The organism is Candidatus Brocadiia bacterium, assembly GCA_041658285.1.
Taxonomy (GTDB): Bacteria; Planctomycetota; MHYJ01; order JACQXL01; family JACQXL01; genus JBBAAP01.
Genome location: JBBAAP010000001.1, coordinates 391,602 through 405,468 on the forward strand (window position 1 = coordinate 391,602; position 13,867 = coordinate 405,468).

Below are 13,867 nucleotides of genomic sequence, written 5' to 3' on the forward strand. Positions count from 1 at the left end.
TTTAGTGATACTTCTTGCCCCCGGTTTGTCATCGGAATAAAGTCCGGCTATTTCTTACGGGCGATGAGGTTATTGTAGAGTATCTGGGACCAGGTTTCCATCAGCGGGTAGTGCGGGGTGATTTCGTCGCCGGTGGCGAAATGGCCGTCCATCAGTTCGGTCTCGGCAACACTGACCTTGGCGCCGTCTTTGACATTGACCGTGTATATCAAGCCTAAATGGACCTGCCCGACCGGGTTGGAATCGTCATTGAGATAGGCCACTAGTTTGTACCGGTATGGGCATTTAACGGTCAACTCTTCGTGCAGTTCACGTTCCAGGCCTTTTTCGATGATGCCGCGGATGCTGCGCATGCCTTTGACCGGATTAATATGCCCGCCCACGCCTAAAGAGTACTTATTATGGAGACGCTTTTCGGTCTGGGTGGCCCGGCGATGGAGCAGGAAGAACCGGTCCTTATATTGCATCAGCATATAAGGGATAATCTGCTTGAGGTCGGGATTATTCTCGGCATAAGGACGGTTGACGAACTGTCCAAACTTGTATATCCGCTCTACCAGCGCTTTAAGGCCGGTCTTTTTCAGGCCGTGCGGTAAAGCCTTGCCGCCCAACAACTTACTGCGGTCAACCACTAAAACCTGTTCCATCATAATTTTCAGTTATTAAATCTTATTATGTTTATATTGTCAAATGTTACTGGATTTATTAAATATCCAATTGTATCGATTATATTGAAGGAATTAGCTCCTCGGCTGAATCCGTTTAATCTGCTTACTAAGAATTATGGATTTTTTCAGATACCATAACAATGAATTGTACTGCGAAGGCGTGCCAATCAGCAAGCTGGCCGAACGCTTCGGCACTCCGCTTTATGTCTACAGTTCGCAGACCATCCGAAGCCATTACCAAAAACTGCGCCGGGCGTTCCCGTCTGCCCTGATTTGCTATTCGCTCAAGTCTAATTCGAACCTGAATATCTGCCGACTGCTTAAGTCGCTGGGCGCGGGGTTTGACGTGGTTTCGGGCGGCGAGCTGTTCCGTGCGCTTAAAATCGGCGCCAACCCCAAAAGAATAGTCTTTGCCGGGGTGGGCAAGACCGCCGAAGAGATTGCCTACGGATTAAAGCACAAAATCCTGATGCTTAACGCCGAGTCGGTCGATGAGGTCCAGACCATCAACGAGGTGGCCGAACGGCTGAAGGTTACCGCGCCGGTGGCACTGCGCATCAATCCCGATGTCGAACCGCATACGCACCGCTACCTTAAAACGGCCATAGAAGAAACCAAATTCGGGCTGTCCATCCAGGATGCCAAAGAACTCATAGGTGTAATGCACCTGTTCCGGAACATCAGGCTCAAGGGACTGCACCTGCATATTGGCTCGCAGATTACCGAGACTAAACCTTACCTTCAAGCCCTTAAGAAGGTGCTGCCCTTAATAGATTATTGCCGCAGATTCGGACATAACATTGAATATTTGGATACAGGCGGCGGTTTCGGCATATTCTACAAAGGTATGGAGGCCAGGCCAGCCAGGGAGTTCGGCCGGACCATAATGCCGCATACCAAACGCCTGAAACTGATTATCGAACCGGGACGGTTCATAGTCGGCAATGCCGGCATTATCGTCACCCGGGTGATACGAACCAAATCCAATGCCAGCACTAATTTCGTCATCTGCGACGCCGGGATGAATACGCTTATCCGACCGGCCTTGTACGAGGCCTATCACCGGATAGAACCGGTGACTATAAATACGAATGCGACGATGAAAGTAAACGTGGTCGGACCGATATGCGAGAGCGGCGATTTCCTGGGCAAGGAACGCATATTGCCCAGACTGAACAACGGCGCCCTGCTGGCTGTCTTCTCGGCCGGGGCTTACGGCTACTCGATGGCCTCGACTTATAATTCCCGGCCCAAGCCGGCCGAGGTGCTGGTAACCGGGAATAAATACAAGCTGATTACCAGAGCGGAAACATACAACGACCTGATACGATTAGAAAAATAGTTATTCACCACAAAGGCACTAAGAACACAAAGAATATTGTTAATTATATAAATGCAAAAGGATAAAGAATACAAAGACCTCAAATAAGACAAAGTAAGATATGCATATTAAGGATGATGCGGTTATAAAAAGAAGCAATGATTTATCAAACATCATAATCGGAGCGGCTATAGAAGTCCATAAAAACTTAGGTCCCGGTATACTGGAATCTGCTTATGAAGAATGCCTATGCTATGAATTAACCCAGAAAGGCGCGCCTTTTGAAAGGCAGAAAACCCTGCCCATTAAATATTAAGAATGTTTCCTTGGATTGCGGTTACCGTTTGGATATATTGGTTGATAATTTGGTTATAGTCGAATTAAAGTCAGTGGATAAGATAGAACCTATTCACGAAGCCCAGTTATTGACTTATCTACGATTAAGTAATCTGTGGTTGGGATTGCTTATTAATTTTAACATGCCGATACTCAAGAACGGCATTGTCAGAATCGTTAATTAACCTGAAAGTATTCTTTGTCTTCTTCGTGTCCTTTGTGTCTTTGTGGTGAAATTATGATAGTAATGAAATTCGGCGGGACGTCCCTGAAGGACGCTTCACGGATTAAATCTGTGGCCGGCATTATCCGCAGATTTCTCAAGGATAAGCCGATGGTGGTCGTCTCGGCCCATCACGGCGTGACTGAGAAACTCATCGGATTGGCCCACGGAATTGCCAAATTCCACTCTATAGAAAAGATTCATCTAAAAATAGCCGGTGATTTGGGTGTGCCGCATAAATCAATAACCGGCCTGCTGGATGAGCTGAAACAATACGCCGCAACCCTGACCATCAAACCAAGCCTGAAGCAACTGGATAAACTGATGTCTTTCGGCGAACGGCTGTCAGCCAGGATTATCTCGGTTTACCTAAATAAACACGGTATCAAATCCCGGGCGGTTGACGCCTTTGATGCCGGACTGCTGACTGATTCACATTTCAGCCAAGCCCAACCCCTGGACGAAAGCCCGGCGCTCATCCGCAAACATCTTAAGCCGATCATCGGCAAGGGCATTGTACCGGTCATAACCGGATTCATCGGCCGTGACAGTCAGGACAATATCACCACCCTTGGCCGGAACGGCAGCGATTACACAGCTACGATTATGGCCGCGGCTCTTAATGCCGGCCAGGTCCAGCTCTGGAGCGACAGCGACGGCATTATGACGGCTGACCCGCGTGTCGTGCCCGAAGCGATGCCTATCAAGAATATAAGTTTTAACGAGGCCTCGGAATTGGCCTATTACAGCCGAAGGTTCCACCCTTCAACGCTGTTACCGGCCATCCGCCGAAATATCCCGGTCCGGATTCTCAACACCTATAAACCAGAAGCCGAGGGTACGATAATTACGGCCAGGACTAAGCCCAACCGGATCCCGGCACCCAGAAGCATCGTTTATAAAAAGGACATCTACCTGATAACCATTACCTCACCTCGGATGTTAATGCAATACGGGTTTTTGGAACATATATTCGGCGTCTTTGCCCGGCACAAAATAGTGGTTGATATGATTGCCACCTCTGAAATAAGCGTCTCGGTGACCATAGACCGGCGACACCACCTAACCGAAGCGCTTAAGGAGCTGTCAAAGTTCGCCCGGGTAAATCTGGAGGACAAACAGGCGCTGATCTGCGTCATCGGAGAAGATATCAAACGATTACACGGAATCAGCGGTAATATTTTCGGCGCGCTCCGAGACGCTGATATCAAGGTCAAGATGATAAGCCAGGGCGCCACCCAAACCAATATCGCGTTTCTGGTAGAAAACAGCTCGGTCAATGAAACAGTCCGGGCATTACACAGAGTATTATTTTGTTAGGAGACACTGATGAAAGATATTTTAGCCAAACGAGTCAAGGCGCTGCCGCCCTATTTCTTTGAGGCATTAGACCGCAAGAAACAAGCTATCATTTCTAAAGGTAAGGATCTGATTGACCTTTCGGTCGGCGACCCGGACCTGATGCCGGCCCGCCCGCTGATAGATGCGCTCAAGTCGGCGTTGGATAATCCCTTTGTCCACCGCTACCCGCCCTATAAAGGCACCAGGCCTTTCTGCCAGGCACTGGCCAATTGGTATAAGGCCAAAGGCGTAACGGTTGACCCGGACAAGGAAATCTGGTCGCTCATCGGCTCCAAGGAAGGGTTCGTCCATCTTATCTGGGCCGTGGTTGACCCGGGCGATATAGTCCTAACCACTGACCCGTGTTTCCCGGCTTACCGTTCGGCTATAATTCTTTCGGGCGGCCGGATAGCTGCTATGCCGCTCAAATCCGAGAATAATTTCCTGCCGGATCTGAGTGCAGTCAAACCAGACATTGCTAGAAAAACCAAACTGCTGCTGCTCAATTATCCCAATAATCCGACCACGGCCGACGCACCCAGAGAGTTCTACCAAGACGTGGTCAGGTTTGCTAAAAAGTATAACATCATCGTCTGCCAGGATGCAGCCTACAGCGAGATGTATTTTAACCAACCACCGGTATCGTTCCTATCTATTCCCGGCGCCAAAGATATCGGCATAGAGATAAATTCTTTCAGCAAGATGTTCAGCATTGCCGGCTGGCGAGCCGGCTGGGCGGCCGGCAACCGGGATATCATCAAGGCTCTGGGACGCATCAAAACCAATATTGATTCCGGCCTATTCACGGCTATCCAGAAAGCGCTGACGGCCGGGCTGAAGGAACCGGACAAAATTGCCGGCGCGGCGGATATCCGTAAGCGCTACCAGTTAAGACGCAATATCTTTATCCGCGGACTAAAAGAGATGGGCTTCGACCCAATTATCCCGGATACGACTTTCTATATCTGGTTGCCGCTGCCGCCTGGAACCAGCTCCATGGATTTTGCCGGACGGCTCCTATCCAAAGCCTATGTCCATACCACTCCGGGCATCGGCTTCGGACCGCACGGGGAAGGATATCTTAGAATTTCACTAACGGCGCCGGAAGAGCGGCTAAAGGAAGCAATCGCCAGATGGAAAAAGCTGTAAATAATAATGTCATCATAAAACCAGCGGATGCAAATGAGCTAAACATCATTGCGGCCATGCATATCGATCCAGATATTACTAAAATCACAGAAATAATTAACAGTAATACAGGACTATATCGTTTTTACCGGGATAAAATCAAGTTGTTTTTTGACTCTGAACCGCAGGGTGTTCTTGTAGCCAAAGAAAAAGACCTGGTCCTAGGTTTTATTATCGTTTCATCTTCCGGAAAGAACCCCATCGGCGGCATAAATCTTTTACGAATCTTCCTAAAAGGTCTGTTAATCTATTATGGCTTAAGTAAAAAAGTGTTCGGCAAGATGTTGTCAAGCGTATACGCTAAGTTTATCCAGAAAATCAAACCTCCGGCTAAAACACCGGTATTAATAGACATCAAAATCTGGGCATTCATTGTGATGAAATCAACCAGGAATCAGGATATCGGATTCAATTTAGTAAAAACCTCTTTTGAGTATGCCCAGAATAAAGGAGCCAAAACCATGGGTGTAACTGTAGCACAGAATAATAGTAATGCATTAGCCCTTTACAAAAAAGCTGGTTTTAGCATTACCGGGACATGCGCCGAAAGTACCGGACCATCTTACTATTTAACTAAAGAATTGATATAACATTAGTATCCCGCTTATTAACAGAATCTTAAAAAAGTTATGAGTATACCCCCTATTTTTATCGTTGTAGCCGGGTTATTCATCGGCTTGCTCATATTCTTCGTTCCCAAAACGGGATTGTTTTTTATCATCTTAGGAACTTTATTCCTGCCGGAAATACCTATGGGTTCAGCTGAAACAGGTATTGGTCAAGCCCGGGCCATCGAAATCAGAGCCGAGGATATTTTAATAGCCATCGTTACTCTGGGTTGGTTTATCGGATTAGTCGCCAAACGTAAGCCTCTCGATATCCCTCGCACCCCTCTAAATAAACCCATTATTATTTTCTGTATACTAATGATTATTTCCGCGATTTGGGGCGTATTCAAAGGAACGACCACACCCACAGCCGCATTCTTTTTCACATTAAAAAGAATCCAGTACTTCCTGATTTTCTTCATGGTTATTGCCAATATAAAAACTTACAAACAATTAAAGTTTAATGTTACGACAATTCTATCTTTGGCTACCATAGTAGCGGTCTGGGGAGCCATGGATTACTACCTAATGCCAATATCACGAGCATCCGGGCCTTTTCGCACTGACCAAAATGCCTTGCTCGGCGGATTCCTATTGATAATAAGTTTTATAGCTATGGCCTTTATTCTTCGTTATCCACGCTGGCAGTCCTATGCTTATCTGCTGCCATTGATAATAATTTCAGTCTATGCTATTGCTTTCACAACCTCTCGAGCCTCATATGTCGGACTATTCACCGGATTTATAGCCTTCTCGTTTTTGTCCAGAAAAATCGTTTTACTTTGCTTGCCAATACTGCTTTTATTCGCAATGATTTATTTCTTACCAGCTAAAGTAAAAACTGCGGCCTTCTCTATAAAAGGTGTTTGGGATAAAAAAACCACTGTTAATTCATCATGGGAATCCAGAATTAATGCATGGACTACTTCTATCCCTATGATTGCAAGCGACCCTATTTTAGGTCTTGGGCCCGGTTCGGTGCCATTAAGTTGGGCTGATAATCAATATATTACTGACTTACTTTATATGGGCGTTATAGGACTGGGTTTATTCCTATGGTTGATAATACGCATATATCTTAGTGTTAAACCATTGCGACACCTCGGGCCACCTACATACATACAATTAGGTACTTTATCCGAAGGTAGAGAATCAATAGAAATGGAATATTATATCGGAACATTAGCCATTGGGTATAGTACCGCACTAATAGCTCTACTAGTACAGGGTTTAGCTGTAGCCACTTTTTACACGGTCCGGATAATGGTGCCCTTCTGGTTTCTGACCGGGCTTATGATGGTCGCGTTAAATCTTGCTAACCAAGACCTCGGCGATGTCAAGGACCCGGACATTTCCGGAACTTGATTCGACACTCAGTTCTTTCACGCCATCGCCTATCATAGTCAAGCAATAGGGGCAAGCCGTGGCAATAATCCCTTGGCTGATGGAATCCATGGCTTCTTTGGCCCTAATTTGGTTTATCCGTTTGCCCAGCTTCTCTTCCATCCACATTCGGCCGCCGCCGGCGCCGCAGCAAAAACTACCCTCTTTCCGACGCGACATTTCTCTAAGCTTAACACCGGCTGATAACAAAACTTCCCGCGGCTGGCAATAAATATCATTGTACCGTCCTAGGTAGCACGAGTCATGATAAACTACCTCATCTGCTACACCAGCCTTAAGCTTTAACTGGTCGTTATTGACTAAGTCCAACAATAACTGGCTGTGATGAATGATATTTATATCGCCGAATGATTTATCCAACTGGGGATACTCATTCTTGATGGTATGGTAACAATGCGGGCAATAAGTCAAAATACGATTGAATTTACGGCCCTTTAATGTTTCAATATTCTCCATAGCCCGCATCTGATAAAGATATTCGTTACCGGACTGTCTGGCCGGATCACCACAGCATTTCTCGGCATTACCCAAAATGGCGAAATCAACTCCGGCCGCCTTAAGCAGTTTCACCAAAGCCGTAGCCACTTTGGTGTTACGATCATCCGTCGCCCCAGCACAACCAACCCAGAGCAAAACGTCGCATTTTTCGCCGGCATTAAGTATTTTTACATCCAGCCCCTTACACCAGTCACTCCTTTTCTCCCAACCTACCGGCCAGGGATTACCATTAACCTCTATATTCTTAAACATTGATTTAAGTTCAGCCGGAAAATTGCTTTCCGCCAGAACCAGGTTACGCCTGAGCTCAACTACTTTGTCTGTATGCTCTATAAAAACCGGGCAATTAGATTGGCAATAATGACAGGTGGTGCAAGCCCAGATTTCATCCGAAGTCACCGTTTTATCCAATAACGGCTCTGGCTCCTTAACAACTTTTGAACCGGTCAGCTTGACCTGCCGGTTAAGTTCATTCTTTAAATCAAGTACCAGCTTTTTAGGCTTGAGTGGCTTTTGACTAAGATTAGTCGGGCATCCTGTATCGCACCGTCCGCAGCGAGTGCAAGCATCAAGGTCCAGAAGATGCTTCCATGAAAAATCATTAATCTTGGCCACACCGAACTTCTCGGTATTCTCCAAGTCAATGTGCTTAAATTGCCCTTTTGGTGTTAACTTACTCAAGAATATATTAGCCGGGGCCGTAAACACGTGGAATATCTTACTATAAGGGAAATAAGCAATAAATACTAACACAAGCGTCGAGTGAACAAACCACAATATCGGGTGCCAGGTCAAGGCATCCTTATGCAAACCAATGAAGTCGAATAATTCACCTGAGACTAACCCTATAGGCGACCAATAACGAAACCATACCTGTCCGGGTATCTCAGTCATCTCCATCCGAAAACCCTGAAGCACAAACCCGGTCGCGGCTATAACTAACAACAATAAAATAATGAATAAATCATCAAATTTCTGAGCCATGTTTGCGGCCCAGAGCTCCGGCGGCCTAAGCACATAACGCCTGAATAAAGCCATCATAAGACCGGCTACCAGTCCGACTCCGGCTAAATCCATCACCAGCGAAAACCCCTGGTAAAACGGTCCTTTCAGAAAGATTATGCCCAGATCGGCCTGGACCAATACCAGCAGCGTGCCGATATAAAGAACCGCCAGTCCATAAAATATTCCCGAATGCATTATGGCCTGATAAATTCTCTTAAGAATACGATACTGGAACCCAGCAAAAATAACTAACCGCCAGAAACGGGTTATCAAATTATCTAACCTGTTTTCCTTATCGCCCAGACGCCAAAGCCTGATACGCCAGAAAATCCCAATCATGAATACAACAACCGCAACGGCGAACAAAGCGTAATGGATTCCAACCAGTATTTTAGGTATGTTCCAATATATTTCTCGTGATGCTATCATGGCTTAGTCCTTTCCAGACTTAAGTGATATTTTGTGCATAAATTATAATATTCATAATATCCTGTCAAGATATGCAATGTGAATCCTATCACTAATAGAAATATGCATATGGCTTGACAACCAGATTCTAATCTGCTTTATCTTCTTGCTTATTATATGGTTATCATCAAGATTGGTCTGATTTTCCTGCTGATTATCCTGTTTCTCAGGCTAAAAATAACATTCAGCATTGCCATACTCATTACCGGCCTGGTGCTGGGGCTGGGATTTAACCTGGAGCTGGCCAAAATCGGCCAAGCCGCACTGGGAACAGTCATCAGCCCAGAAACTATTTCTCTGGCTGGAATTGTCGGCATCATACTGGTATTATCCGAACTGCTCCAAGCCTCGGGGCAGTTAAACGCCCTGAGCCGGCTTATTATTGAAACATTCGGTATGCGTCGTTATACCTATACCATCCTGCCGGCATTAATCGGACTTCTACCCATGCCCGGCGGCGCCCTGTTCTCCGCGCCGCTTCTGGATAATGTAGCCGAAGAATTCGTCCCGGCGCACAAGAAAACACTGATAAATTACTGGTTCCGCCATATCTGGGAATACTTCTGGCCGCTATACCCCGGATTGGTATTGGCTGCCGGTTTATATAAAATAGAACTCTACACCCTGGCCTTGTTCCAGTCGCCCATGACCCTAGTTTCTATAATTACCGGCATCATTTTTATATTTCCGCATATAAAAACACCACCATCAACAAATAATCAGAAACTCCATATTAAAGAGTTATTCAGAATCATTTACCTGATCCTACCCATTATTATCATCATCACCCTGTTCCTATTCCGGTTACCCATGCTTATATGCCTGCTAATCGGGCTAAGCTGGGTTATCGTTAATATCCTGATATTCAAGCAGTTATCACTATCGGCGATATTAAAAATAACCTTCCTGAAAAAGCACATTTACCAAATGATGATTATTGTCCTAAGCATATTGGCTTTCACCGGCATATTACAGGTCAGTACACTAACCAACGACCTGGCTCAATTTTTCCATCAAGGCGACGGCTCAATACCGATGTCTGTGGTACTGCTTTCGATAGTATTCATGCCTTTTATCGTTGGAATGCTGACCGGAATGACCATGGCGTTTGTCGGTGTGACTTTCCCTATACTATTCTCCAGTATCCTACCTCCGGGTGCGCCGATGATGCCTTACATGATGCTGGCTTATGTGTCCGGATTCAGCGGAGTGATGCTTTCGCCTCTGCACCTGTGCCTAATACTTACCAACCAGTATTACGGTTCCACCCTGTCCAAAGTCTATCGCTATCTCATTCCCATCGTCCTAACCGTGCTGACCAGCTCATTCGTGGTATTCTGGCTTTACCTATCCCTGATGCATAAATAAGACTTAGACTTTAGTTTCTCTAAGAAATTTAGCACTGGCTTCAGGCAAAGCCACATTGATGAACATCCCCGATCCCAGCTCAAACCCAGCGGTCTGGCTAACTCGAGGTACCAGGCTGATATACCAGTGGAAATAATCGCTCCCTTTCTCTTCTGTCGGGATAGAACGTATTGAATAATTAAAATCTGGATTATCCAGCCCACGATATAACTTAGCTAACGTTGTCTTGAGATTTACGGCCAGGTCATTTATTTCCAGATCGTTAATTTCCGCGAATGAAGACATATGCCGCTTGGGAAAAATCCAGATATGGAACGGCGAAAGCGCCGCATAAGGAACCATAGCAACGAAGCTTTCCGTTCCTAAAATAATCCGTTCCTTAACCTTAAGTTCCTCACTCAAGGTATGACAGAATATACACTCTCCGGTATCGTCAAAATAGGTCGTCGCCTCGTCCATCCGGTGCCTGACCTGGGGCGGCACAATCGGCGTGGCAACCAACTGCGAGTGTGGATGCTCCAAAGAAGTACCGGCTGACGGCCCATGGTTCTTGAATATGATAATTGATTCTATGCGCTTATCTTTCTGGATTGCCAGGTAACGCTCCTTGTAAGCGCGGATGATATTAGCCACCTCGTCATCAGACATCAATGCCATTAAGGCATTATGTTTGGGGTGCTCGATAATAACCTCGTGAATTCCGACGCCGTTCATCGAACGGTAAATACCGTTCATCTTACGGGTTCTCTCTCCCTCAGGCGTTAATGCCGCAAACTTGTTGTATACCACCCGCACTTTCCAGTTCTTGCCCGTACCTCCGATTCGAAACATCTCAGGCGGCGTCTTATCCTCAGATCCCGGGCAAAACGGGCACTTGTCGTTGAACTCCGGCAACGGCTTAACATCTTTGTGTTTGACAAAATCTTCCGGGCGCTTAGCCCGCTCCGTGGCAATAATGACCCAGTCGCGTGATATGAGGTTCTGTCTTAATTCTGGCATGTTTTGGCCCTCCATTTCAATTGACTACAAAAGCAGAACTACTGCCTCCATAGCATTGATTATATTATACTTCTGCTTTCTTAAAAAACAAGTAAAATAGCGTACCAGCAATAACATACAATCCAGCCGCAATAAAGAACGCTGTTGTATAATTACCATTAAGAACCCGACCGAATATCACCGCCGAACCAGCCCAGGCAATGCTGGTAGTAGTGGCAAAAAGCGCAGCCAGGATACCCTGCAACTCGGGCGGACAAAGCCCCAGGTAAAAAGAGCTCAACACCGGCCCGGTCATGTTCATCAGGACAATCCGGAATATGAACGCCGTTACGGCTATTTCGATATGCCCAGTCAGAGCCAACACTATCATAAACGGAATAGATGCCAGCCGGGTAAACGCTACGGTTCGTACCTTACCTACCCTGTCGGCCATCACCGGAGCTAAGATAATAGCAAAAACCATAGCCACCCCCTGAGCCGACATATAAACACCGATTGACTGGTCCGACGACCCGAAGGTATCTTTGAAATACAGGTTCATGAACTGGACTATCAGTCCAGCCCCAACGGCAATAAGGAACTCGGGTAAGACCGCCTTGAGCACCAATCCCCGATTCTGCTTCAGAATCGGCCAGAATGCCGGCCGCGCCTCATCCGCCTTACAAACCGGTTCAGATAACCGGATAAATAACAGTGGCATCACTCCGATCAAGGCAATACCCAATCCAATCAAAAGCGTGTACTGGTACGACTGGATTGTTGGAATACCGTTGTTGGCAATAAATCCTTTAATCAGTCCGCCCAGCGTATTACCCAATATCGCGGCGACTGTGCCGATGACCGCAGATATACTAAAAACATATGTCCGCTCTGCAGTCGAAGAATTACATATAATGAACGGCCCAGTAACAATACCGTTTAAAGTGGAAAAAGCCACGGCCACAATGATACATCCGAATAAGGTATTCGGCTGGACGACCAATATCACGCCTATCTGGGCAAATCCGTAAAGAATCTGGGATAGAATCAGCAGTATTTTATGGTTATACCGCCCGGCCAAGTATCCGGCCGGTAAGGCCACTACAGCCGTGGTAATATGGCTCAACGCCAGAACATAACCGATGAACGCCTTATCACGTCCGGCTTCCTGAAGATAGAGGTTAAACAACAACCCAATGAAGGTCATCCCCAACCCGATGAAAAACTGGCTGAGAATCAACAACCGAACATTCCGGCTGAACATCCGAATACGCTCCAGATAATCACTGCCGAAACGATTAATGGTAAAAAATAATTGCTCCATATACGAAACCACAGATACATACCGATTAACTGCGTCTATCTGTGTTCAAACTATCCAACCGCCGCCTAAAACGATATCACCATCATAAAATACCGCTGCCTGGCCCGGGGTTATGGCCAGCTGAGGTTCCTTAAACTTTATCTCGACCTGATTAGGCGCTATAACTTTAATCCGCGCCTCGGCCTGCTTATGCAAGTATCTTATCTTGACCTCAGCTTCAAACGGCTTCTTGTTCTTTGGTTCAGACATAGACACCCAATTGAGCTGACTGGCTAAACATTTATCCGACATCGCATCCTCTTTGTCGCCCAAGACCACCCGATTATACCTGGCGTCAATTTTAGTCACATAAACCGGCTTGCCCAGCGCCACCTTCAACCCACGCCGCTGGCCTATCGTATATAATTGGTAACCCTGATGCCGACCCAGCACTTTACCGGACTTATCAACGATATTACCAGACCAAAGGCTATCGGGAATTCTCTGCCTGAGAAGTGTTTCATAACCCGATGTCGGCACAAAGCAAACATCCTGGCTTTCCGGCTTGTCCTTGACCGGCAAATCAAGCTTATGCGCTATTTTCCTAACCTCGGGCTTGGTCAACTCACCCAGCGGGAACATCACCCGTGACAACTGCACCTGGGTCAGCGCAAACAATACATACGATTGGTCCTTATTTATATCCACTCCCTTACGCAGAACAACTCTTTGCGTCCGCTGTGATGAAATTATTCGCGCATAGTGTCCGGTAGCGATATGCTCGGCTCCAAGTTTGTCGGCGTATTCCATCAGCTTACCGAACTTGAGTAATTGGTTGCACCGAATGCAGGGATTAGGCGTGCGGCCGCGGTCGTATTCATCCACGAAATACCTTATTAATTCCTCAAAATCCTGCTTGAAGTCCAGAATAGAAAACTTGATATCCAGCTTATCGGCCACTTTACGAGCGTCCTGGGCGTCAAAAATACTGCAACAAGCCTTACGCTTGGGCGCCATCTTCTCCAAACAAGTGCCCAGGCTCATGAATAAACCTGTTACATCGTAACCCTGTTCCTTAAGCAGATAAGCGGCCACGCTGGAATCAACTCCTCCACTCATAGCCACAACTACTTTTTTAGACATAATATCTCACCACAA

The 13,867-nt window shown here is 46.4% G+C and carries 11 protein-coding genes and 1 pseudogene; 7 read left to right on the top strand and 5 right to left on the bottom strand.

The features are described 5' to 3' along the window. Window positions 1-47: 47 nt before the first annotated feature. Window positions 48-650 carry a hypothetical protein gene (locus WC980_01670; GenBank protein MFA5793769.1) on the bottom strand — a complete coding sequence of 201 codons (603 nt, stop codon included), beginning with the start codon at window positions 648-650 and terminating at the stop codon, window positions 48-50. 133 nt (window positions 651-783) lie between these two features. Between WC980_01670 and lysA the strand changes: the two genes are divergently transcribed. The 6 genes and pseudogenes from lysA to WC980_01700 all read left to right on the top strand — a co-directional run bounded on the left by lysA (window position 784) and on the right by WC980_01700 (window position 7,050). Continuing rightward, on the top strand, window positions 784-2,010 hold the full coding sequence (gene lysA / locus WC980_01675; protein ID MFA5793770.1) for a diaminopimelate decarboxylase: 1,227 nt from the start codon (window positions 784-786) through the stop codon (window positions 2,008-2,010). A 100-nt stretch (window positions 2,011-2,110) separates the two neighbouring features. Next, window positions 2,111-2,510: pseudogene (locus tag WC980_01680) on the top strand (GxxExxY protein). Between the two features lie 53 nt (window positions 2,511-2,563). Next, entirely contained in the window at window positions 2,564-3,868 is a 1,305-nt protein-coding gene (locus WC980_01685; GenBank protein ID MFA5793771.1) for an aspartate kinase, read from the top strand. Between the two features lie 9 nt (window positions 3,869-3,877). Next, complete coding sequence (locus WC980_01690; GenBank protein MFA5793772.1) at window positions 3,878-5,038, top strand: aminotransferase class I/II-fold pyridoxal phosphate-dependent enzyme; 1,161 nt, start codon at window positions 3,878-3,880, stop codon at window positions 5,036-5,038. Then, entirely contained in the window at window positions 5,023-5,667 is a 645-nt protein-coding gene (locus tag WC980_01695; protein ID MFA5793773.1) for a GNAT family N-acetyltransferase, read from the top strand. The genes WC980_01690 and WC980_01695 overlap by 16 nt, the downstream gene beginning before the upstream one ends. Window positions 5,668-5,706: 39 nt before the next feature. Then, a complete protein-coding gene (locus tag WC980_01700; GenBank protein MFA5793774.1) occupies window positions 5,707-7,050 on the top strand; it encodes an O-antigen ligase family protein in 1,344 nt (447 codons plus the stop codon). On the opposite strand, the gene WC980_01705 is transcribed toward WC980_01700, so the two are convergent. Continuing rightward, window positions 6,991-9,021 carry a (Fe-S)-binding protein gene (locus WC980_01705; GenBank protein ID MFA5793775.1) on the bottom strand — a complete coding sequence of 677 codons (2,031 nt, stop codon included), beginning with the start codon at window positions 9,019-9,021 and terminating at the stop codon, window positions 6,991-6,993. The two genes, WC980_01700 and WC980_01705, sit on opposite strands and share 60 nt — an antisense overlap. A gap of 156 nt (window positions 9,022-9,177) precedes the next feature. Between WC980_01705 and WC980_01710 the strand changes: the two genes are divergently transcribed. Further along, window positions 9,178-10,428, top strand: a complete 1,251-nt coding sequence (locus WC980_01710; protein MFA5793776.1) for a DUF401 family protein — start codon at window positions 9,178-9,180, stop codon at window positions 10,426-10,428. Between the two features lie 3 nt (window positions 10,429-10,431). On the opposite strand, the gene galT is transcribed toward WC980_01710, so the two are convergent. The 3 genes from galT to mnmA form a co-directional block, all read right to left on the bottom strand. After that, window positions 10,432-11,427, bottom strand: a complete 996-nt coding sequence (gene galT, locus WC980_01715) for a galactose-1-phosphate uridylyltransferase (GenBank protein ID MFA5793777.1) — start codon at window positions 11,425-11,427, stop codon at window positions 10,432-10,434. Window positions 11,428-11,491: 64 nt separating this feature from the next. Then, window positions 11,492-12,730 (bottom strand): MFS transporter, encoded by a 1,239-nt coding sequence (locus WC980_01720; protein MFA5793778.1) that lies wholly within the window; start codon window positions 12,728-12,730, stop codon window positions 11,492-11,494. A gap of 45 nt (window positions 12,731-12,775) precedes the next feature. Then, window positions 12,776-13,852, bottom strand: coding sequence for a tRNA 2-thiouridine(34) synthase MnmA (mnmA, locus tag WC980_01725; protein ID MFA5793779.1), 1,077 nt, complete (start codon window positions 13,850-13,852; stop codon window positions 12,776-12,778). Between the last annotated feature and the right edge of the window lie 15 nt (window positions 13,853-13,867).

Excerpts from the sequence above, each read along its gene's own strand:
- WC980_01670 (MFA5793769.1), bottom strand. The coding sequence starts at position 650 with ATGATGGAACAGGTTTTAGTGGTTGACCGCAGTAAGTTGTTGGGCGGC.
- lysA (MFA5793770.1), top strand. The coding sequence starts at position 784 with ATGGATTTTTTCAGATACCATAACAATGAATTGTACTGCGAAGGCGTG.
- WC980_01685 (MFA5793771.1), top strand. The coding sequence starts at position 2,564 with ATGATAGTAATGAAATTCGGCGGGACGTCCCTGAAGGACGCTTCACGG.
- WC980_01690 (MFA5793772.1), top strand. The coding sequence starts at position 3,878 with ATGAAAGATATTTTAGCCAAACGAGTCAAGGCGCTGCCGCCCTATTTC.
- WC980_01695 (MFA5793773.1), top strand. The coding sequence starts at position 5,023 with ATGGAAAAAGCTGTAAATAATAATGTCATCATAAAACCAGCGGATGCA.
- WC980_01700 (MFA5793774.1), top strand. The coding sequence starts at position 5,707 with ATGAGTATACCCCCTATTTTTATCGTTGTAGCCGGGTTATTCATCGGC.
- WC980_01705 (MFA5793775.1), bottom strand. The coding sequence starts at position 9,021 with ATGATAGCATCACGAGAAATATATTGGAACATACCTAAAATACTGGTT.
- WC980_01710 (MFA5793776.1), top strand. The coding sequence starts at position 9,178 with ATGGTTATCATCAAGATTGGTCTGATTTTCCTGCTGATTATCCTGTTT.
- galT (MFA5793777.1), bottom strand. The coding sequence starts at position 11,427 with ATGCCAGAATTAAGACAGAACCTCATATCACGCGACTGGGTCATTATT.
- WC980_01720 (MFA5793778.1), bottom strand. The coding sequence starts at position 12,730 with ATGGAGCAATTATTTTTTACCATTAATCGTTTCGGCAGTGATTATCTG.
- mnmA (MFA5793779.1), bottom strand. The coding sequence starts at position 13,852 with ATGTCTAAAAAAGTAGTTGTGGCTATGAGTGGAGGAGTTGATTCCAGC.